Here is a 21,425-nt window from a genome sequence, read left to right as displayed (position 1 = left end):
AAAAGAGCCAGCAATCTGCTGGCTCATTTCAAACAAATATGAGTTTACTAACGCATTACTTCTTTTCAGTCGCTTTAGAATTGGCGACTGAACCTATGACCAAGCCTTGCTTATTCACATCAAAGCTCATTTGAACTCGCATGTTGTAATCTTTAAGCATTTGCATTTCTTCAGGGATCGGCTCACCGCTCATTTCTAACAGTGTAAGCACTGGCGTAAACATCTTGCCGTAATCAGCAGATAAGCTGTACATGCCATTCGCTGACAGTTTCTCGCCTGCTAATTTGTTGGCTAAAGCTAAGCCTTTATCACCGCTATACACCACTAAATGTTGACCTTTAATCGCCAGCATTGGCTTAACACCTAACTCTGGAGGCAACATCAATATTGGAGATAAATCAGTAGCATCACCGTTATCGGCTAATTGCACTTCAGCCAGCATAGGGGCGAAAGGTTTGACCATATTGAACAACATGGATGGGTTTTCGACGCTAAGGCTGACTAAAGCATCTAAGCTTTCTAACTTAGGCTCTTGATCTTGTGTGCTCATTTTAAAATCGAGCAATGAAACGCTCATGCCTTTCACACCGTTAGCCATGCCAGTAAACATGCCTAGCATAGCAGGGCTCTGTTGGCTCAACTCAGCCTGCAACTCTGCCAATGGTGCACAGGTCAGTTGTGGCTTTTGCAGATCATCCCAAATAGCCGTTAATGAAGGGGTAATTTCATTGATATCTAGACCTATTCCCATGGAGAAGATAGTGCTGTCGATATCCGCCAGATGCGATGGAATAAAACCACGCATCTTTTGCATTGCCGCAAGAATAGGTTGATTCTTCGTTTCGACAACAAATGAAGCCGCCATATGGCTTTCTTTTTCAGTCACAGAAAACGCCGTTAAACCAGCAACGGTACGCGGCCAGTTAGCGGCAATTGCAGTCAGTTCGGTACGACATTCTGGTGTTCTGATTTGAGCTAATGGATCTTCACCCTCACTTTCATCAGCAAAAAATTGAGTCAGTTGCTTAGCTAGCATATTGCTATCTGCAGAGGTCAATGCCTTTACAATTTCCACATGGTTAATAAAGCTAATGCTGTCATCTTTAAAACCATGGGTCTTAATAATATCTTCTAATATGCCAGAAGCGGCTAATGACTGCGGCGCCTTCTTAATACCAAATGCCATTTCTAATAACTCAGGCTCGGTAATAGAGGTGCTGAAAGTCATCGTTAATATGCCATCTTTCTGGGCAAATAACAGTTCAGCTTTCTCTGCTGAGCTTTCATCCGATAGTGCATAAGCGCGATAATCAACATCGCCCACTTTACGCATTTCGTGGGTTACACCACTGTCTTTTTCGGCTTTATCTAATACAGCCCAAAATGCTTCAGCCTGATTAACATCAATCTTTAATACTGGCAAAGCACCTAAAGTATAAATATAAGGTTTAACTTCATCGGGGAAACCGAAGGTTTTTAACAGTAAGGCAGGATCTTTCATCCCATCCATATACTGCTGATAAATGCTAACGAAGAACTTGCCCATAGGGCTATCCTGCACACCGAGTTCATCAAGCGTGTTACTTGGATATTGCTGATAATTTCCAGAAATAGACTGTAAATACGCTTTTAACGGGAAGGGTTTTAACTGGCCCGAAAATATCGGCGTATCGGCAGGCACATAGTCGAGCAAAGGATTAGCAGAGGCACTAGAACCCGCGCCATTCTGCATATACCAATAACCACCAGCACCTGCTGCAATAATTGCCGCGGCAATCACAATCTTTTTCATTTAAGAAACTCCATTTAATGACATTCAATTTTATGAAAACAATACCTAAAGAACTCACCTTAGGTATTTAAATATTTATCCGCTCTTACATATCCCTTACGCAGATAATGCAAAATCAGAAAACGCAACGACTCAGCCCTACGCAATACAAACCCAGTTTAAAATGCTTAGGCTAAGCGAAACTAAGGTATAAAATTTTCCCGATAATTTAACATTAAACCGACACAGAAGCGAACAGGATAGGAGTTCGCAGCATTAAAAACGCATTAGAATTAACGTTTATTAAACATAACTCCAATCTTATTTCAATTCGGTAATAAAACATCTCAAAGTCATCGACGATTAAGCAAAGAACTCAATGACAAATTAAGCTCATCTCACTCAAACTACCTCACCAAAGCGTCATCGTGCTTCGTGGACTTTTTTAAGCGTGACGTCACCTAGCTGACGCATTTGCTTACGGATCCAAGCTGAGCGCTGCTGCACATACGATGACGGTGGAGACACCTTATAGCGCCAAGGATTGGGTAAAATGGCTGCGAGTAATGAGGCCTCGTATTGGGTAAGTTTTGCCGCTGACTTTCCAAAATAATGCTTTGATGCCGCTTCGGCGCCATAAATGCCTGGACCAAATTCTACAATATTTAAATACACTTCAAGAATACGCGACTTACCCCAAGTCAACTCCATCAATAACGTAAACCAAGCTTCCAATCCCTTACGAAAGAAACTGCGACTCGACCACATAAAAAGGTTTTTCGCCGCCTGCTGACTTAAGGTACTTGCCCCACGGACTTTGGTGCCTTTTTGATTGTATTTCAGTGCCGAACTTATCGCGGCTAAATCGAATCCAGTATGCTCAACAAAACGTTGATCTTCCGCTGCAATCACAGCCAATTGTAATTCGGGAGAAATTTGCGCTAAATCGCGCCATTGATGCCTGATCTCACCGATAGGTGCAGGTGGAAATAAGGCACGCTCGATACGCCAAGTCCACATAGGAGGATCGACGAATCGTAGTAGGATCACTAATAAAATTGAGCAAATAAATGCCCAAACTAATCCCTTAAATAACCAAGACAATAAACGACGAAAACCACGCTTTCGTCTCTGAGGTGCTGGGTCACTCGACTTATTAACACTTGGACGCCTGACATGATCTCGCATCGCATATAAAGGGGCCGTCATTTATACCATCTCATCCACACACTCTCATTTCTTGTTTCTCATCTATCCAGTCAAGCCATTGCAAGGATTCTTTGGGGCAACCTAGGCTTACAGAAAATATTCTAAAGCTTTACGCGAGTTGCAAGCTGATCATGCTACGAGAATAAAGGAAACACCAAGGATATCTTACTCGATAATCAAAGATAGGTTGAGAAATAACCATAACAAGAACAAATCACTATTGGAGATTGACTGGGGTCGACTTAACTTGACCTCGGCAGCTTTGACGACAGCTGACCGAGGTAATGATGGCTGATTAACGAGAGCTAGCAAGTCAATCAAACTGCTTGATACTCGCAGGTGCGAGTCAGGTTTTTAACGCTTTCACTGCATCCAATTAAGCCATATCGATACACAGCAAACCCAGCCCATAAATACCGATATACAACAACTTAACCTCATAAAAGACATGAATCATGTCAATTAACGCAGTAAAACGCTTCAAAACCATCTACGGGAACTTCAAAATATAGCGCAGGCTTAACCAATGTGCATAACTCTGTGAGTAAAAATGTACAACATTTTTAGCATTTAAAAATGAATGCAAACTAACTCTATGAATATCAATCTATCTTAGTTAAATGACGCTTAAATGACATCACTTAGCTTCCTCGGCAATCCAGAGTATTAAATTCAATCCCACTTATCTTAAAATGATAAAAAAACGCCCCAAACTAAGTTGAGGCGTTTAATATTTAAAATCAATAAAATGACTAGATATCGTAGTGCAAACCACACTCACGTTGTAGGCCATTAAAGCGAGTTTCTTCCTCTGTCATGCCTAATTCGAGTGGTTTACTCGAATGGGTATCTCCCACAGAAACATATCCTTGGTCCCAAAGTGGATGGTACGGCAAGTCAAATTGAGTCAGATAGAGGTGCACATCTTTATTCGACCACTCGATAATCGGCAGTAACTTAAAGCGCGTGCCATGAATCGCCAGTATCGGCAACGCCTCACGGGTACTGGCTTGGCTACGTCTCAGCCCTGCAAACCAAGTGCCTACCTCAAGCTCGGCTAAAGCGCGTTGCATAGGCTCAACTTTGTTGAGGCGGTTGTATTGCTCTAGCCCGTCTAACCCTTGCTCCCACAACTGACCAAAGCGTGCCTCTTGCCATGCCGATGTCATCACTGCTTGGTACACTTTTAAATTCAGTGATAAACGCTCTGTCAGCTCGTCGATAAACTGATAAGTCTCAGGGAATAAATAACCCGTATCCGTGAGGATAACCGGAATATTCGCCTGTGCCTGACTCACCATATGCAGCATCACTGCGGCTTGGATCCCAAAGCTTGAGGACAGCGCGTGATTACCGGGCAAATAAGTTAAGCCCCATAGCACTCGCTCTTGCGCGCTCAGTCCAGCTAAAAACTGATTGATACGCTCAAGCTCTATCGCTTGCTCAGCCTTTGGCGCACTCAATAATTCCTTGAGTTCGGCAGCGCTGACCACAGTCGGCACTTTATCACTGGTTTTTTGCTCAAGATCAGCCATGAAAATCCTTAGCGGCATCGATCACCGCCTTCACTACACCCACGCGGACGGTGAAGTTACCAAAGGTTTCGCCTGCATCACGCTCTACGGCGTAGCGGCCAAACAGGGCATCCAATTCGGCGAGAATGTCCGCCTCTTGGATATTTTCTCTGTGCATCTTGTTCAGGCGAGTCCCTTCAAAACTTGCACCTAAGTACAAGTTATAACGGCCCGGCGCTTTACCCACAAGGCCAATTTCAGCGGCAAATGGGCGGGCACAACCATTTGGACAACCCGTCATCCGCACCACAATCGCTTGCTCGCTAATGCCGTGTTTTGCCTGCAGCGCATCGATATGATCGATAAACTCAGGGAAATAACGCTCGGCTTCCGCCATCGCTAATGGGCATGTCGGCAACGCCACACAGGCAATCGAGTGACCGCGGGTTTGCGTCAACACTTGGCCCAGCAGACCATGTTTACGGGCTAAACCTTCAATGGTAGCTTTATCTTCCGCTGCGACGCCTGCGATGATCATGTTTTGATTCGAGGTCATGCGGAAATCGCCCTTGTGGATCTTAGCAATTTCACGCAGCCCCGTTTGCAGGGTTTGGCCTGGTAAATCTTTAATACGACCGCTTTCGATAAATAAGGTTAAATGCCACTTACCGTCAACGCCTTCGACCCAACCATAACGATCGCCGCGATCACCGATCACGACCTCACGCTTAGGTTCAAACTTCACCCCAGCACGTACTTCAACTTCGGCTTTAAATTTCTCATAGCCGTGGTCAACGATAGTGTATTTAAGGCGCGAGCGCTTACGATTAGAGCGATTGCCCCAGTCACGTTGCACAGTCATCACAGCTTCGGCAAACTTCATCACGTCTTCAGTTTTGATAAAACCAAAGTCGTCCGCTAGGCGTGGAAAGGTTTCTACTTCGCCATGGGTCGAGCCCATGCCGCCGCCCGCGGTTAAGTTAAAGCCAACTAGCTCGCCGTTTTCGGCAACAGCAATAAAGCCTAAATCGTTAGTGTAAACGTCAACATCGTTATCGGGAGGAACCGCAACCGCCATTTTGAACTTACGTGGCAGATAGGTTTTGCCATACACAGGTTCAACGGTTTCATCTTCGGTTGAGAGTAACTTTTCTTCATCTAACCAAATTTCGGCGTAGGCGCGAGTGTGGGGTAATAGATGATCAGACAGTTGTTTCGCCACTGCATAAGCTTGCTCGTGCAGTTTCGATTCCACCGGATTGGGGTTACACATGACGTTTCGGTTAACGTCACCACAGGCAGCAATCGAATCCAGCGCTTCGCGATCTAAGTCTTGAATAATGGTCTTCAAGTTACGCTTAGGAATACCGTGGTATTGGAAGGTTTGACGGGTCGTCAAACGAATGCTGTTCGAGCTGGTGAGCGTCGAGGCAATTTTGTCCACGCCTAACCATTGCTGTGGAGAACAAATACCGCCAGGTACACGGGCGCGCAACATAAAACTATATAAAGGTTCGAGTTTTTGCTCTTTACGTTCGTTACGTAAATCGCGGTCATCCTGCTGATAGAAGCCATGAAATTTGATCAGCTGCTGATCGCCGTCACTGAAACTGCCAGTCACGGAAGAATCTAAACCTTCTTTGATGGTCCCGCGCAGGTAATCACTGTCGGTCTTTAGGTATTCGTTTAACGCTAACTTTTGCTCACTCATGGCAACTGCCTCTTAAAATTGGGTTCGCTGGCTGCACAGGTCATCACGTGTGCAGCTTTAGCTATTCTTATGCGTTTCTTATCTGCGCAACGGTTGAGATTAATACACGTCTTTTTGGTAACGTTTATCGCTGCGCAGGGTTTCAAAATAGGCTTCGGCAGCTTCGGTATTCAAACCACCGACTTCGACTGCCACCTCAATCAAGGCTTGGTGAACATCTTTGGCCATACGCTCAGCATCACCGCAAATATAAAGATGCGCGCCATTTTGCAACCATTGCCACAGTGCTTGGCCTTGTTCTTTAATGCGGTGCTGCACATAAATCTTATGGGCTTGATCGCGTGAGAACGCCACGTCGATACGGCTGAGATCGCCATTTTTCAAATACTGTTGCCACTCTGTTTGATACAAGAAATCCTGCTCAAAGTGAGGATTACCGAAGAATAACCAGCTATCACCTTGGATCCCTTGTGCTACGCGCTCCTGCATAAAGGCACGGAAGGGCGCAACACCGGTACCAGGACCCACCATGATCACCGGTGTTTCTGGATTTTCGGGTAAACGGAAATGCTTGTTCGACTCAACATAAACCTTAACTTGCGTGCCTTCCTGCGCAGACGCTAAGAAGTGTGACGCGCCGCCAAAACGTGCTGAGCCGTGGCGCTCATCTTCCACTAAGGCCACAGTTAAGTGGACTTCTGTTTCAACTTCGCTTTGACTTGAGGCGATAGAGTAAAGTCTTGGCGTTAATGGCCGCAGTAGCTCAAGCAGTTTTGCTGCATTTAAGGTTACTGAGTTATTTGATAATGGATACTGAGTGACTAAATCGGCAAATTGATGCTTAAGGATAAAGTGGCGCACTTGTTCTTTATCTTCGCTCAATGCCAGCAGTTCAGCGCTGCCGCTCAATTCGGCCCATGCTTTGACTAATCCAGGGTATAACTGAGTCAGTTCTTTCTTATCAACCAAAGCTTGCTTAAGGGACAAGGATTCTGTGCCTAGGGTTACTAACTCATCGGCGACCAATGACAGGCCTGCTAAGACTTCATCGACTAACACTTCGTTATTACTAAACCACACACCAAGGGCATCACCCGCTTGATAGGTTAACCCTGAGTCGCCTAAGTCGATTTCAACATGGCGCACATCTCGGTCTGATCCACGGCCGGTAATTTTCTGGCTCACAAGCACTTCGGCGCTATAGGGGTTTTGCTTAGTAAATTCACTTTCGCCAATCGCTTTAGCAGTGCCGATGGATACCACACTGGCGGACGAGGTTTCAATTAGCGGCTTAACGGTCTCTAATACATCGGCGTGCCACTGGCCCGCGGCAGCTTCATAATCCACATCACATTCAATTAAAGGTAACAGTGATTTAGCACCGAGTGCAGCTAGGCGGGCATCGAAGTCTTTACCAGTTTGGCAGAAAAATTCATAGCTAGAATCCCCCAGCGCAAGCACAGAGTAATGTAGATTGTCTAACTTAGGGGCACGTTTCGATGCTAAAAACTTGTGTAATTCAATCGCATCATCCGGCGCTTCACCTTCACCATGGGTGCTGACCACCAATAAAAGCACAGCTTCTTGCTTTAATTGGCGAACATTGTATTCGCCCATTGAAGCCAGATTAACCGCATAACCTTGCGCTTGCGCCTTATCGGCGAGCGCTTTGGCGACACCACGGCCATTACCCGTTTGGCTGCCATAGAGGATAGTCACAGTTTGAGCCGTTTGCGCCTGCGCGACGGGCGCTAATTGGCCCGCATTAGCTGTAGCAGCAAGATAGCCACTCACCCAGGCCAATTGCACAGCACTTAACTCAGAAGTGAGTTGTTTTAGCTTCTCGACTTGTCCTTGAGACAATGGCGAAGCCAGCGATGAAAGTTCTTTTAACAACATGAGACGGCCCTATGACAGTGTAATGTCCACAAGCTTATCGCGGTTTAAGAAAAGCAAAAAAGAATAAAATAGGATTTTTAATTCCATTTTGGAATATACAAAGTGCAAAATTTAAGCTACAAAAGTGTGCACTGGTTAAAAGTTTTTGATCCGACCAGTGCAGAAACGGCCTGCTTGAGAAATATGCACTTGTGCCAAGCTAAAGTATTGCCACAATGGTCATGAGCCTGTCGAACAATAATTTCTGTTGCCCACAGAATAGTTTGTTTTAAAAACAAAAAGTGTCCATCCTAGATTGAATGCCCTAACTGACTCGAATCACCCGCCGAATAAACGCTGGTGACGACAGATTTTGCAGTTGAGTACGATGAAGGAAGAACAGCAGGCGGAACGATTATATAAACCATCAGGGAGTAGTCATGCAGATTGGAATACCGAGAGAAAGTCTCGCCGGTGAAACTAGGGTCGCCGCGACCCCAGCCACCGTTGAGCAGCTTAAAAAACTCGGCTTTGAAGTTGTTATTGAGGCCAATGCGGGTCAACTGTCAAGTTTCGATGATGCAGCCTTTGAAGCTGCGGGCGCGAAGGTGACAACAAACGTTTGGCAAGCCGATCTGATCTTTAAGGTCAATGCGCCAAGCGACGCCGAAATTGAACAAATCAAAGACGGGGCGACTATCGTCAGCTTTATTTGGCCCGCACAAAACCCTGAGCTGGTTGCGAAGTTATCTAAACGTAAGATCAACGTGATGGCAATGGACATGGTGCCACGCATCTCCCGTGCCCAGTCACTTGATGCCCTCTCCTCTATGGCAAACATTGGTGGATATCGCGCCGTTGTTGAAGCCGCACATCAATTTGGCCGTTTCTTTACTGGCCAAATTACCGCTGCCGGTAAAGTGCCGCCCGCCAAAGTGTTAGTCATTGGTGCTGGTGTAGCTGGCCTTGCCGCCATTGGTACAGCTGGATCGCTTGGCGCCATAGTGCGCGCCTTCGATACCCGCTTAGAAGTGGCCGAGCAAATCGAATCTATGGGCGGCCAATTCCTTAAACTGGATTTTGGTAACGAGGAAGGTGGTTCATCGGACGGTTATGCTAAAACCATGTCGGATGAATTTATTGCCGCCGAAATGGCGCTGTTTGCCGAACAAGCCAAAGAAGTCGATATCATCATCACCACAGCGCTAATCCCTGGTCGTCCAGCGCCTAAGCTAATCACCAAAGCAATGGTCGATAGCATGAAGAGCGGCTCAGTGATCGTCGATTTAGCCGCTGCGACGGGTGGTAACTGCGAATATACGCAATCGGGTGAGCTGTTTGTTACTCCTAACGGCGTAAAAGTGATTGGTTATACCGACCTTCCCGGTCGTCTACCGGCGCAATCCTCACAGCTTTACGGCACTAACTTAGTCAACCTGATGAAGTTAATGTGTAAAGAAAAAGACGGCACAGCCAGCATCAACTTTGATGATGTAGTCATGCGCAATATGACAGTGATTAAAGAAGGTGAAGTGACCTTCCCGCCGCCACCGATTTCGGTTTCTGCGGCGCCAGCAAAACCAGCGGCGAAAATCGAGCCTAAAAATACCCCCCCAAAGGCGCCATCTAAGCTCAAATACGTGCTCGCCGCCTTAGGCGTTGCAGGATTTGCTGCCGTGGCATCGGTAGCACCACCAGAGTTCCTGTCGCATTTCACAGTATTCTTGCTGTCCTGCGTTGTTGGCTATTACGTGGTATGGAACGTATCTCACTCACTGCATACGCCTTTAATGTCAGTCACTAACGCGATTTCGGGCATTATCGTGGTCGGCGCCCTACTGCAAATCGGTCAGGGTTCAACTTTGGTCACTGTACTGGCGTTTATCGCCGTGCTGATCGCCAGTATTAACATCTTCGGTGGCTTTACCGTCACTCAGCGCATGCTGAAGATGTTCCGTAAGGATTAAGGGGGTTTAACGTGTCTCAAGGACTGGTAACAGCAGCTTACATTATTGCCGCCATTCTCTTCATCTTCAGTCTCGCGGGACTGTCGAAGCAAGAGACGGCAAAACACGGCAATTTATTCGGTATCTTAGGTATGGCAATCGCCCTACTGGCTACCATTTTCAACCCCGATACTAACGGAATTGCGTGGATCTTAATCGCTATGGTGATTGGCGGCGCGATTGGTATCCGTTTAGCACTAAAAGTCGAAATGACTGAAATGCCAGAACTGGTTGCTATATTGCACAGCTTTGTGGGTATGGCCGCAGTATTAGTGGGTTTCAACAGCTTTATCGACTTACATCCACAGGAAGTATCACAAGTCGTGGTGGCTGTCGGTGGTGATATCAATACGACCCTCGCCGCAGTACAGGATGCGCTAAGTGAAGCGGTGAAGACCGCCAGCAAAGAGCATCTCACTGGCGCTATGCTTAACATTCACTTGGTCGAAGTCTTCCTCGGGATCTTCATCGGTGCGGTGACCTTTACGGGTTCTATCGTTGCCTTTTGTAAGTTACGCGGACTGATTTCATCTAAACCTCTGATGCTGCCACATCGCCACAAGCTAAACCTAGTCGCAGTGCTAGTGTCTTTCGCCCTGTTGGTATACTTCGTACAGACAGGCGGCACTATGCCAGCACTGCTGTTGATGACCTTGATTGCCTTCGCCTTTGGCTGGCATTTAGTGGCATCCATTGGCGGCGCGGATATGCCAGTGGTTGTGTCTATGCTGAACTCCTACTCAGGTTGGGCAGCGGCAGCGGCAGGCTTTATGTTGTCGAACGACCTCTTGATTGTGGTCGGCGCGTTAGTGGGTTCATCGGGTGCTATTCTGTCTTACATCATGTGTAAGGCCATGAATCGCTCATTTATTTCAGTTATCGCTGGCGGCTTTGGCACAGATGGTGTGGCCTCAACTGCCGATGAAGAAATGGGTGAATACCGTGAAACCAACGCCGAAGATGTGGCGGATATGCTGAAAAATGCCACTTCAGTCATCATCACTCCGGGTTACGGTATGGCAGTGGCGCAGGCGCAATATCCTGTTGCGGAAATCACTCAAAAACTACGTGATCGCGGCGTGAAAGTGCGTTTTGGTATCCATCCAGTTGCTGGTCGATTACCAGGCCATATGAACGTACTGCTCGCTGAAGCGAAAGTCCCCTACGATATCGTGCTCGAAATGGACGAAATCAACGAAGACTTTAAAGACACAGATGTCGTGCTCGTTATCGGCGCCAACGACACGGTTAACCCCGCGGCAATGGAAGATCCAGGCAGTCCAATCGCAGGTATGCCAGTGCTGGAAGTGTGGAAAGCACAAAACGTGATTGGCTTTAAACGTTCGATGAACACAGGTTATGCCGGCGTGCAAAACCCACTGTTCTTCAAAGAAAATACCCAAATGCTGTTTGGGGATGCTAAGGCCAGTGTTGAAGCCATTTTAAAGGCACTTTGAGTTTGATTTAATATCAACAGAGTAGAAATCGTTTAGGCGATAAACACTATTCTAAAGAAATGAAGGGAGCCAATGGCTCCCTTTCTTTTCACATTTTTTTAAGCCTATTAAGCTAGTCTCTGCGCCAATATGATGCGAGGCTTATCTGCCCACAATGCTGATATGCTTAATGTAAACTAAAACACTAAGTTAAATCTAAAGCTGGTTTAAGGAAATAATAAATGTTGCTTGGGCTGTTTATCCTGTCTGCCGTATTAATCAAAACCTCATTACTCGGGCTTGGCTGGATATCGATTACCATCGGCCTGAGTGGGTACCTATTTTGTCGATGGTGTAATATCAAGTTAGATATCAAACTGATTAATAAATTTAGACGACTTTTTATTACTGGCGCGGCCCTGCATCTTCTCGTCTATATCGGCTTAATCACTAAGCTTTTCCTTATCGATAGCTTTGAAGACTTGCCCACATTCCTGATAAGTCACTTAGTCTTCCACCACGCAATCAGTGCCGTGATTGCTGCCGCATTAACCTTCTTGGCGATTCGCATCTATCTACAACAGCAAAAATTAACTCAAGCCTATCGACAGGAATTAAGCTAACTCAACAAGGTTGTGATGACAAATGCAGACGAATAAAAGCTGGCTAGATTCATCATTAGCCAAGATACGTTAGTCGACGGCAATATCGTTATCTTTAAGCTCTTTTGACAGGGTTTCATAATTCGTTTTGAGTTTTGGCAAAGTATCTTCTTTGATTTTACTCAATACATTTTGCAACTGATCCTTACCGTAAGAAACGCTATAGTGACGGGTTTCAATATTGCTAATGATCTTCTCAGACTCTAAATACAAACGACGAATATCAGACAAAATATCACTCGGTGTTTCTAGCGCATTGGCAGAATAGCGCATGTTATCCCAGACAAATAATCCCATCTGCGGATGCATTTTCACTAAACTATTACTACTCACAGTCTCAACTGTGTCAGCGTAATGGCTCAAGATTTCAACATTGTCACTCACTTCGTCATATAGGGCATGACGCAGATGATAGTTATTCTGCATATTGCTCAGGGCATCAAATTTAATTGCCTGTGACAACCCTTCTTGCGCGGCTAAATACACGCCAACAACAGTCGCAATGATTATAAAAATCTGACTCACCCAAAAACTGGTTTTGATAAGCTCAGTGTTATCAAGCTTAATGGTGCGTTTAGGCATATCTGCCTCATTAGAGATGGGTGTCATGTCCATATGTTTTATCCTGTCAAATCAAGAGTACAAGGCAATATCACTAACTTAAATCATTATTGAGTGGTCATCCTACACTATTGGGGTATGACTTACCTCAGTACAAATCACGATTTTTACCCACAAAAAAGGAGCCATCTGGCTCCATTTTTATATTCATTGGTCAGTCTATTATGCTGCTTTTGCCACATCAAAATTGGATAGCAACATCACAGCTGTACGGCCTAATAGGTGGTTGATCGTGCGATCGCCCGCTAAGCCTAACTCAGCAATCGCTTGCTGACGCGCTGTACTCACCGCTCTAAAGAGGGTGATTTCATTGTTGGCACCACCACAAAGACTAAAGAACAGTCTCAATACTGCGCGGTAATGCTCTTCCTGCATAGCCTGCATCCATGATGTTTCTAATGCCTCTTGGCTAGAAAAATCCAGAGCCGCAACAAATAGATTGCCGATACGGCTATCTAAACGAACGAGAAAATCGCTCTTGCGTGGAAAATGGTGACTAATACCTGTGCGGCTAATACCCGTTGCTTCAGATAACGTGGTATAAGACATAGTCTCAAAGCCGATAGTCAAAATTTGTCTTAACGCTTCATCCATAATCTGATTTATGGTTTGCTCAGTTTGTACTCGCGAGCGCTTAGCCATAGTAATGTCTCCCCTCTTATTTTTAGGGGGAAAGCTTACCAAAGCCGCTCAGGGATTACTGCTGTTCACTGGGCCGTAACCAGCGTATTTCACTTTTGTTCAGCTAGGGTTCAGTTTAAAACAGGCTTCACCACTGATTCAATTAACACATTCATAACATTGAATTTTGTACCAACCAGTTATGTGCTTTTTCTTCGCCCATGAGTAAAACGAACGTCGGTTGGAGATAGTGTCCAAGGTCAGCTTTTCGCCAAAATAGATATTCAGGAAGGGGTTGCAATACACTCGCGCCAAAAGTGCGTTGCATTAAGCTCGAATACTCACCTAATAATCTCGGCTCTAATTGCTCGGCTTTAGGGTAAAAATTCGTTAAAAAGTCCCGATACTCGGCAAATTTAGCCACTTGAGCAACATCGTATCGATGTAACACTTGCATCAACATTGGCGAACTCCAATGCGACAAATATTGCGGGCTTGTTAATGCATCAAGATTGCGTCTGTGGTATTGCTGCCACGCCAAGGCAAAATCATTTTTCTCCCGTGCGATACGCCAAACCAAATAAATGTCAGCTAGCCATTCATGTTGATATGCACTCAAGTGAGTCGGTAACACAGAGCCTTGCAGAGCAAGGTTCTCCAAATGACCAAGCTCATGCCATAGGGTTAATTGCGGCTGTTCAAGCAAAGGTAATTGGTAGGTCACCATATCGACACTGGCTAACTGTACTTGTGGTGTCAGCTGCTCATTCACTAAGACTAGGCCCGCAATCTTATTGTCATCAACGGGCATGACCATGGCACTTCTGCGGCCTAAATCGCGCTTAAATTGATCTAGCGTGGCGGGCAGCTGCGCCAACACTTGCTTAGGCAATAATTCCAAGCAAGTGCCAAGCTCTGGTAAAGGGCAAATCAAAGCCTGCTTATCGGCAATGGGCGTCCAGGTCAGGCTAGATGCGAATACCAGAGCGACTAAGCTCACTGATTCGCCATGATATTTTGTATAATCGCTGTCGTTGAAATGCCATCCTCAAAGCCCAGCACTTGCACTTTGCCACCTGCTGCAATCACTTCAGCGCCACCAGCAATATCCTCAAGCTTATAATCACCACCTTTGACCAGCAGATTTGGCAGCAATCGAGTAATGATGCGCTGCGGCGTATCTTCACTAAAAGGCACCACCCAATCGACAGAAGCTAAGCCAGCGAGCACAGCCATACGACGATCAACCTGATTAACTGGACGGCCTTCACCCTTGAGGCGTTTAACCGAGGCATCATCGTTTACCGCGACGATCAAACGATCGCCCAAAGCTTTCGCCTGTTTAAGATAGCTCACGTGGCCCGCATGTAAAATATCAAAGCAACCATTAGTCATCACCACACGTTCACCGCGCAATTTGGCTTGCTCTAAGGCGTAGGCCAGTTGATCTTCACTCACCACCCCAAAACCCGATTCTCCATGGTGCAAAGCTAAAGCTTCGATAAGCTCAATGCGGCTCACGGTAGAAGTGCCAAGTTTACCGACCACAACGCCTGCGGCGGTGTTCGCAATCGCACAAGCTTGCGGTAAATCGGCGCCCGCGGCTAATGAGGTTGCTAAGGCTGAAATCACAGTATCGCCAGCACCCGTCACATCATAGACTTCACGGGCAACGGTAGGAATGTGCAACTCAGGCGCATTAGCGGTCACTAAGGTCATGCCCTTTTCAGAGCGGGTCACTAAAATGGCATCAAAATGATGTTGCTTGAGTAAGCCACGGGCTTTTTCTAGCAGATCGGCTTCAGAGGTCACAGTGCCAACAACTGCTTCAAACTCGCTCATATTTGGGGTAATGAGTGACGCGCCATGATAACGACCAAAGTCACTGCCCTTAGGATCGACTAATACCATCACACCTTTCGAACGCGCTAATGCAATAAAATCTCGCGGCTGATCGATAGCGCCCTTTGCATAGTCGGACAACACCACGACATCGACAGAATCGAGTAAGGCCTCGGATTGTTTCAATAAACGCACGCTATCGGCCTTGTCGAAGGCTTCTTCGAAATCGAGGCGGATAAGCTGCTGATTACGTGATAACACCCGCAGCTTAGTGATGGTTGGTTTATCAGTAATACTTAACCATTGGGGTTCAACCCCTAAAGTTTGCACACCGAGCGTTAGGGCATGGGCAGTATCATCTTGGCCGACGAGCCCGGCAAGTTGAACTTGCCCCCCTAATGTCGCGATATTGAGCGCCACGTTGGCCGCGCCGCCGGGTCTGTCTTCGACTTGATTAATCTTCACCACAGGTACGGGGGCTTCAGGGGAGATACGTCCCGTAGGGCCAACCCAATAGCGGTCTAACATCACATCGCCGACGACTAACACTCTGGCTTTTTCAAATGCTGGCAGAGAAACCTTCATAGTGCTCTTATCTTTATGCAGAAATTAAACCGTGATTGTACCTAATTTTCAGCAAAAATTGAGTTAGAATGAGCAGTAATTTTCAAAAGTAGTGAGTATTTTTGTGGTCGAGAAAGCCGAGTTTTCATCTTCTTTATATCATCCTAAGCATTGGCCCATGTGGTTTGGCGTATTTTTGATGCGTTTAACTCAGCTTCTACCGCTTCCTTGGCAGATGACGCTGGGGAAGGGATTCGGTCGCTTAGTAATGAAATTCGCAGCTGGCCGCACCCACACAGCGCGCCGTAACTTGACCCTCTGTTTCCCTGAAATGACGGAAGCACAGCGAGAAGATTTACTCACGCGTAACTTTGAAGAAACGGGCAAAGCCATTTTCGACACCATCAATGCATGGTGGTGGTCCGATGAAAAAGTGCAGCAGCACATGAGCATTACAGGCAAAGAACACGTGCAAAACACACTCGATGCTGGCCACGGCGTCATCCTCTTTGCCGTGCATTGTTTACCGCTGGAAATGGGCGCACGTATCTTCGGCCAATTTCAACCCGGCGTGGGAGTGTATCGCCCACACAACAATCCTGTGATGGAATACCTCCAAGTTAAAGGCCGTTTACGCTCGAATAAAGGTCTCGTTTCTAAACGCGACTTGCGCCAAATGATACGCTGCCTACGCAATCCCGATGTGATTTGGTACACGGCCGATCAAGACTTTGGCCGATCAAGCGCGGTATTTATCCCATTTTATGCCATGCCAGATGCGGCAACGATTACCGGTGCCACCACGTTAGCTAAACTCGGCAAAGCTAAAGTCCTGCCTTTTTTTGTGGAACGTACCACAGATGATAAAGGCTATCGAATTGAAGTGATGCCACCGCTGGATAATTTCCCCGGCGAAGATGAATTAGCCGACGCGATTCGCGGTAACAAGATTATCGAATCCATCATAGATAAAAACCGCGCCCAATATATGTGGTTACATCGCCGCTTTAAGACCCGTCCCGACCCAACGGACAAATCTTTATATCAGTAACTCATTCAGTTTTTGAATACAAAAATGCCAGCAAATAAGCTGGCATTTTTTATGGTAACTTCCGATAGTAAGGACCATCTAGCACATAGGATTAGAGCGCATTCTCAGTCGGTAAACGAATACCTACGTTAGTGACTTTACCTTCATACAACCCCGCCACCACCCAATGCAACGACTGCCAGTGGAACTGATCCCCAAGTACAGGATTAGCACCAAGCTGAGATACCACAAGGTCTGCGACTGTCATATCATCAGCGAGATTATCTAAACTCAAACCATAAATAGGCGCGAGATCCGCAAGCTTAACGTCTGTTTCAATAAAGAAATCACCGAAGAATCGTTGTACTTCTTTATTTTCTGGCGCTTGGCTAAAGAGGTTACTCAAGGCTTCTAAACTTTTCTCCTGACCCAGCACACAGAGTATATCGCCCGCTTCGAGGCGAGTGCTACCCGATGGATGAAGCAAAGTGTCATCCCTAAATACCGCCGCAATCCGCGTCCCATCTGGCATAGCCAAGCGCTTTAGCGGCTCACCAATACACCACTTACTTTCACTCAAACGATAGACAAACACTTCCCATTCGCTGCTCGGGTAAATTTCAACTCCCGAGCGCGAAACGGGTAACGGCTTTGGGGGCAGTTCCACCTTAGCTAAACGCGCTGCTGTGGTCAAAGATGCACCTTGAACCAGCAACGACACTAATACAACGAAGAAGGCTAAGTTGAAGTACAACTGAGCACCCGGTAAGCCAGCCATCATAGGGAATACTGCTAAGATGATAGGCACAGCGCCGCGTAACCCCACCCAAGAAATAAACCAGCGGTCGCGACTGCTAAAGCTCTTAAATGGCAATAGACTGATCCATACGGCGACAGGGCGAGCAAATAAAATCATTCCGAATGCCAGAGCAAAACCTGGGATCATGATATCGACTAAATCTGAAGGGGTAAGCAATAACCCTAATACGAGGAACATGCCGATTTGACTGACCCAAGTCATACCATCCAGTACGTTCAAAATCGCATGACGGCCACGGGTTGGCTTATTGCCGAGGAACAGACCCACTAAGTAAATCGACAGAATACCACTACCACCCAGTTTGTTGGACGCAGCATAAATAATCAGACCACCGCTTAAAACTAAAATAGAGTACAGACCATCAGCTAACTTGCTTAAATTGACGAGCTTCCACAGCATCCAGCCGCCGCCTAAACCTAAACAGATCCCCAGACCAAATTGCTTAATAAAGCTAATAAGCATAAAGCTGAAGGACAACTCACTGTCGACATTGGCAAGAATGGCAATCAAGGTTACGGTTAAGAATACCGCCATGGGATCGTTACTGCCGGACTCAATTTCTAAGGTCGCACCAACCCGCTCGTTAAGGCTACGCCCTTTAAGCAGGGAAAATACCGCAGCGGCATCGGTCGAGCCCACAATCGCGCCCACCAGCAAACCTTGCAACCAATGCAAGTCGAACAACCATGCGGCCATCATGCCGGTGATACTGGTCGTAATGGCAACGCCAAAGGTCGCCAACGATAATGCAGGCCATAGCGCCACCCTAAAACTGGCAACGCGGGTGCGCATACCGCCATCGAGTAAAATAATCGCTAAGGCTAAGTTACTGACTAAATAGGAAGTTGAATAATCATCAAACTGGATTCCACCAAGGCCATCTTCGCCAGCCAAAATACCCACAGCGAGGAAAATCAATAAAATAGGGATGCCCAAACGGGAAGACATAGGACTAAGTAAAACACTCACTGCTGTAAGCAAGGCGCCAATCAGAAAAAAACTATTGATGGAATCTGCATCCACAAACGCCTCCTTAATACAGGTTGTTTAGTTAAACGATAGACAAATCACCGAGGTTAAAAATGACTCAACTCACAATTTTATGATTTTATATTAGCACAAAAATATCGAATTATTGGAGCGTTAAATATTAAATTTCAATCATCTACATAAAAAATGTCATAAAACCAACTTTCTATTAACCTTTAGATAAAGGCTAACGTAAAACCTAAAGGATAGCAGAACATCACCACACGACTTAATAAGAATTAAAATAAATGAATATCAAATAGTTAAAAATAGCAAACTGAACGTAAACTCAAATCATTCAAGCAAAACTCAGCTCACAAACCTGTATAAACTAACGGTATCATAGCCAATTTAGTGCCAGATAAAATAATGTCGTGTAAAGGGTGAATATTTGAACATTATCCTTAAGCTAATTGTTTTAACTCCATTTATTTGCCAATGAGATGATTTAAACTCACTTTATCCGATGAGCAATAGCCTTGTCAGAAAAGGACCGCACTCTGTTTTCCCAAAACAAATCAATTCCAGTAACGCCATACATGCTCGCCATTCAAACAGACGCGTTTTAGATTGGTTAATTTTTTCATCAAGCAGGAAGGCATGCACAAGACAATTGAGTACAGCAGGTTTTAACGACAAGACTAAATACTGACAATTGACGCCGCCAAGGAAAACCGTTAAAACAAAAAATTAAGCGATAAATACGCCGTACTGATCATATTTCAGTTGAAATAATGTCCAAAATAAGGAAGGATGCGAGCTTCGCGCGCCAGTGCATTTTGCTCGTCAAATTGCCGCTCTCGTTTTAAGAGAGAAAGCTGCGTTAAACACGCTTTTTTATTAACAGGAATCGTAGTATCCGCTTATGAGTATGCTTCGCACCACAGCTTTATTATTGACTTTGGTTTTCCCTAGTCTGTCCGCTTTAGCAACGGAATATCCTTTACCAGCCGCCCAAAGCAGGCTAATTGGCGAGAACCAGTATTATACGGTTCCAGAGGGTAAACACACTCTCGAAGATATCGCAGCCAAATACCAGCTTGGTCTCAGTAACCTACTCGAAGCTAACCCAGGTGTGGATCCATTTCTGCCAAAACCAGGTAGCCAACTGATCATTCCATTGCAATTGATCCTGCCAAACGCTCCCCGTGAAGGCATAGTGATCAACGTGGCTGAAATGCGGTTGTATTACTATCCAAAAGGCAAAAAGACTGTTGAAGTATTGCCTATTGGTATTGGCCAAATTGGTAAAGACACACCAGAAAACTGGGTGACCACTGTACAACGCAAGCGTGCGAATCCAACTTGGACACCCACACCGCGCATTCGTAAAGAATATGCTGCTAAAGGTGAAATCCTGCCTGCGGTATGGCCAGCGGGTCCAGATAACCCTATGGGACTGTATGCGCTGTATATCGGCAACTTGTATGCGATTCACGGTACTAACGCGAGTTTCGGTATCGGTTTGCGTGTCAGTCAAGGTTGTGTGCGTTTACGCCATGAAGATATCGAGCATCTATTCAAGACTGTACCAGTGGGAACCCGGGTACAATTTGTGAACCAGCCGATTAAAGCAACCGAAGAGCCAGACGGAAAACGCTACTTAGCCGTGCATCAACCATTGTCTCGCACTGTGGCGGAGTTTGAATCAAATGAGCCCGTTGCGATATCACTGCCAAAAGAGATCGCTAAGTTTATCGCTAAAGCTGACACTGATTCTTCTGTGATCAAGAAGCTACTCGATGAGCGTACTGGTGTGCCAATGCGAATTAATCAATAATTCACTGGCGAATACCACCTAAAAAAATACCCGCAATCTGCGGGTATTTTTTTGTCATGTCAGGCTACTCACTAACGTAATAGACTAACATATCAATCACATAAAGGTGCACACAGGGCCAAGAAGTGAGTCATAGCAGCACTGTTTGCTAATACGCGTTGATCGAAGTTTTGCAACGCAGGCGTTTCAGTACAAGCACCGACACGAGCACCACTTCGTACTAAACAAGCTTCAAAAGACGTATCAAAATGATTGAAGATCAAACCATCCTTAACAGGACACCCATCAATCTCACCGTCTACCGCAATCGGGAAATAACCACCTAAAGTATCGCGCAGATCGAGACTAAAACGTCCAGGCACTTGGCTTGGCTCAAAAGAATACACATAGGCTTCACGACTCAAGACATCTTCATGGCAAGTTAAAATACCATCTCGACTCGCAGCAAGCAGTAACTGTGCGTGCTCTAACAATAGCTTACCTTCAACCGATGTATGTTCATTCGCTTTAGGTTTACCGTTCTCAAATACAAAACCACGATTTGGGTTTTCGCCGTATTTATTAAATCTATGACCACGACTGAATCCAGTAGGATTGACGAGAGGCAATAAACTCAAGTTCACCCGTTCAAATAGGTCTGCTGAAGCTTCACTCAAAAAATGCAACAAACCCCATGGGCCTGCAGATTCTTCGCCATGAAATCCTGTGCTGATCAATAAAGAAGGTAAGCCTGACTTAGCGGCTGGTGACTGATACAAGCTAACATCGTATTTACCCACTTCACCCAATGTTTTCTCAACCATGCCCAAACGGGTCATTTCCTGCTCAAGCAGCAGATAGAAATTATCAATATCAGTGCTTTCACAGTTAAAAATATCGCTTTTCCACTGAAAGGATTCGAACGGAGATCTGCTTACCATATCTTGTACTT

16 protein-coding genes are annotated in these 21,425 nt (G+C 45.8%); 5 read left to right on the top strand and 11 right to left on the bottom strand.

Annotation, left to right across the window (positions count from 1 at the left end; all coding sequences use genetic code 11):
- Window positions 1-55: 55 nt before the first annotated feature.
- From L5M71_RS06215 to L5M71_RS06195, 5 genes are all read right to left on the bottom strand, one after another.
- Complete coding sequence (locus L5M71_RS06215; RefSeq protein ID WP_263207226.1) at window positions 56-1,792, bottom strand: hypothetical protein; 1,737 nt, start codon at window positions 1,790-1,792, stop codon at window positions 56-58.
- A 402-nt stretch (window positions 1,793-2,194) separates the two neighbouring features.
- Window positions 2,195-2,980, bottom strand: a complete 786-nt coding sequence (gene mtgA, locus L5M71_RS06210; protein ID WP_263207224.1) for a monofunctional biosynthetic peptidoglycan transglycosylase — start codon at window positions 2,978-2,980, stop codon at window positions 2,195-2,197.
- A gap of 752 nt (window positions 2,981-3,732) precedes the next feature.
- Window positions 3,733-4,515, bottom strand: a complete 783-nt coding sequence (locus L5M71_RS06205) for a phosphoadenylyl-sulfate reductase (protein ID WP_263207222.1) — start codon at window positions 4,513-4,515, stop codon at window positions 3,733-3,735.
- Complete coding sequence (gene cysI / locus L5M71_RS06200; RefSeq protein WP_263207220.1) at window positions 4,508-6,205, bottom strand: assimilatory sulfite reductase (NADPH) hemoprotein subunit; 1,698 nt, start codon at window positions 6,203-6,205, stop codon at window positions 4,508-4,510. The genes L5M71_RS06205 and cysI overlap by 8 nt, the downstream gene beginning before the upstream one ends.
- A 99-nt stretch (window positions 6,206-6,304) precedes the next feature.
- A complete protein-coding gene (locus tag L5M71_RS06195) occupies window positions 6,305-8,104 on the bottom strand; it encodes an assimilatory sulfite reductase (NADPH) flavoprotein subunit (RefSeq protein ID WP_263207218.1) in 1,800 nt (599 codons plus the stop codon).
- A 419-nt stretch (window positions 8,105-8,523) separates the two neighbouring features.
- Between L5M71_RS06195 and L5M71_RS06190 the strand changes: the two genes are divergently transcribed.
- The 3 genes from L5M71_RS06190 (at window position 8,524) to L5M71_RS06180 (ending at window position 12,148) form a co-directional block, all read left to right on the top strand.
- Window positions 8,524-10,050: a Re/Si-specific NAD(P)(+) transhydrogenase subunit alpha gene (locus L5M71_RS06190; RefSeq protein ID WP_263207216.1), complete on the top strand. Its 1,527-nt coding sequence runs from the start codon at window positions 8,524-8,526 to the stop codon at window positions 10,048-10,050.
- 11 nt (window positions 10,051-10,061) lie between these two features.
- On the top strand, window positions 10,062-11,546 hold the full coding sequence (gene pntB, locus L5M71_RS06185) for a Re/Si-specific NAD(P)(+) transhydrogenase subunit beta (RefSeq protein WP_105251576.1): 1,485 nt from the start codon (window positions 10,062-10,064) through the stop codon (window positions 11,544-11,546).
- A 221-nt stretch (window positions 11,547-11,767) separates the two neighbouring features.
- The gene (locus L5M71_RS06180) at window positions 11,768-12,148 is read left to right on the top strand and encodes a hypothetical protein (RefSeq protein ID WP_131524276.1); all 381 of its coding nucleotides are present in this window, start codon (window positions 11,768-11,770) and stop codon (window positions 12,146-12,148) included.
- 69 nt (window positions 12,149-12,217) lie between these two features.
- Here L5M71_RS06180 and L5M71_RS06175 read toward each other — a convergent pair whose 3' ends face one another.
- From L5M71_RS06175 to hldE, 4 genes are all read right to left on the bottom strand, one after another.
- The gene (locus L5M71_RS06175; RefSeq protein WP_131524277.1) at window positions 12,218-12,802 is read right to left on the bottom strand and encodes a hypothetical protein; all 585 of its coding nucleotides are present in this window, start codon (window positions 12,800-12,802) and stop codon (window positions 12,218-12,220) included.
- Window positions 12,803-12,970: 168 nt separating this feature from the next.
- Window positions 12,971-13,450 carry a TetR family transcriptional regulator gene (locus L5M71_RS06170; protein ID WP_006082899.1) on the bottom strand — a complete coding sequence of 160 codons (480 nt, stop codon included), beginning with the start codon at window positions 13,448-13,450 and terminating at the stop codon, window positions 12,971-12,973.
- Window positions 13,451-13,601: 151 nt separating this feature from the next.
- Window positions 13,602-14,429: a hypothetical protein gene (locus L5M71_RS06165; protein WP_263207213.1), complete on the bottom strand. Its 828-nt coding sequence runs from the start codon at window positions 14,427-14,429 to the stop codon at window positions 13,602-13,604.
- Window positions 14,426-15,856 carry a bifunctional D-glycero-beta-D-manno-heptose-7-phosphate kinase/D-glycero-beta-D-manno-heptose 1-phosphate adenylyltransferase HldE gene (gene hldE / locus L5M71_RS06160; RefSeq protein WP_263207211.1) on the bottom strand — a complete coding sequence of 477 codons (1,431 nt, stop codon included), beginning with the start codon at window positions 15,854-15,856 and terminating at the stop codon, window positions 14,426-14,428. The genes L5M71_RS06165 and hldE overlap by 4 nt, the downstream gene beginning before the upstream one ends.
- 103 nt (window positions 15,857-15,959) lie before the next feature.
- Here hldE and L5M71_RS06155 point away from each other — a divergent pair, with 103 nt between their 5' ends.
- Window positions 15,960-16,886, top strand: coding sequence for an LpxL/LpxP family Kdo(2)-lipid IV(A) lauroyl/palmitoleoyl acyltransferase (locus L5M71_RS06155; RefSeq protein WP_263207209.1), 927 nt, complete (start codon window positions 15,960-15,962; stop codon window positions 16,884-16,886).
- 91 nt (window positions 16,887-16,977) lie between these two features.
- Here L5M71_RS06155 and L5M71_RS06150 read toward each other — a convergent pair whose 3' ends face one another.
- Complete coding sequence (locus tag L5M71_RS06150) at window positions 16,978-18,708, bottom strand: potassium/proton antiporter (protein ID WP_105251569.1); 1,731 nt, start codon at window positions 18,706-18,708, stop codon at window positions 16,978-16,980.
- An 871-nt stretch (window positions 18,709-19,579) separates the two neighbouring features.
- Here L5M71_RS06150 and L5M71_RS06145 point away from each other — a divergent pair.
- Window positions 19,580-20,494, top strand: a complete 915-nt coding sequence (locus L5M71_RS06145; protein ID WP_105251568.1) for a L,D-transpeptidase family protein — start codon at window positions 19,580-19,582, stop codon at window positions 20,492-20,494.
- A 92-nt stretch (window positions 20,495-20,586) separates the two neighbouring features.
- Here the strand turns inward: L5M71_RS06145 and L5M71_RS06140 are convergent, their stop codons facing one another.
- Window positions 20,587-21,414 (bottom strand): M14 family metallocarboxypeptidase, encoded by an 828-nt coding sequence (locus L5M71_RS06140; RefSeq protein ID WP_105251567.1) that lies wholly within the window; start codon window positions 21,412-21,414, stop codon window positions 20,587-20,589.
- Between the last annotated feature and the right edge of the window lie 11 nt (window positions 21,415-21,425).

Source organism: Shewanella sp. SW1, from assembly GCF_025653545.1.
Classification (GTDB): Bacteria; Pseudomonadota; Gammaproteobacteria; order Enterobacterales; family Shewanellaceae; genus Shewanella; species Shewanella oncorhynchi.
The sequence above is the reverse complement of the archived record's forward strand: the minus strand, read 5'-3'. Positions and strand labels throughout refer to the sequence as shown.